Source organism: Megasphaera sp. NM10 (genome assembly GCF_000417505.1).
Classification (GTDB): domain Bacteria; phylum Bacillota; class Negativicutes; order Veillonellales; family Megasphaeraceae; genus Megasphaera; species Megasphaera intestinihominis.
On record NZ_APHY01000127.1, the window covers coordinates 1 to 911 of the forward strand.

The 911-nt window shown below is 54.4% G+C and carries 1 protein-coding gene; it reads right to left on the bottom strand.

Features of this window, described 5'->3' with window-relative positions; translation table 11 throughout:
* Positions 1-252 precede the first annotated feature (252 nt).
* Positions 253-858 (bottom strand): uracil-DNA glycosylase, encoded by a 606-nt coding sequence (locus NM10_RS12645; protein ID WP_051132269.1) that lies wholly within the window; start codon positions 856-858, stop codon positions 253-255.
* Positions 859-911: the final 53 nt, after the last annotated feature.

Genomic DNA, 911 nt, shown 5'->3' on the forward strand with positions numbered 1-911 from the left:
CATGAGCAAGTACCCGTTCAACGAATTCTTTGCGTAACATAGCTTGGTGACATTCCTTTCTTCCCATGGCATAAGAATCAACTCCTTCTTATGCCTAAAAGTATCACTTTTTTCAGTAGGGGGAAGACCCCTATTTATGTAAACTATGTTATTGCACATAACACCACGTGGCGCCCCTACAGAAAAAAGGGCTGTCGCATCTGCGACAGCCTTTTTTTACACGGCCTGCGAACTGCAGCCTTCAAGGGCCATTTACCAATGCCGGCTCTCTTTTAATGCTGCATATTGGGCCAGGAGGTCCGGCTTTTCCGGGCTCTGATAGGTATAGTCGGGCATGGCGGCTTTGGCTTTTTCGACAGCCGCTTTGAAGTCGTAGTAGACCTGCCATTTCGATTCGACCAGTTCGTGGCCGGTCTGGCGCAGGAGAAAGGCCGGGTGATACGTCGGCATGATGTCATAGCCGCGCCACGTGAACCACTTGCCTCGGTTGCGCATGATGCTGGCGGCGCGGCCATAGAAATACTGGAAGGCGACTTTGCCTAGGCAGACGATGACTTTCGGCTGGACCAGTTCGATTTCTTTGACCAAATGGATGTCCGCGCAGTGGCGCCCTTCTTCCAGGGTCGGCGTGCGGTTGTTCTTGGGCCGGCACTTGACGATGTTGGTGACATAGACGTGGTCCCGCGTGAGTCCGACGCTCCACAAGGCCTTGTCGAGGAGCTGCCCCGACGGGCCGACGAGGGGAACGCCGTATTCATCTTCCACACCGCCAGGCCCTTCGCCGACGAACATCAGCGGCGACGCACAATCGCCGGAATAGCGCGTCGGTCCGCGATTGCCTTCGTCCCGTAATGACAGCTGTACAGCTCATGAGTCTGTCAGCCAATCTTCATCTTTCATTTCTCCATGAT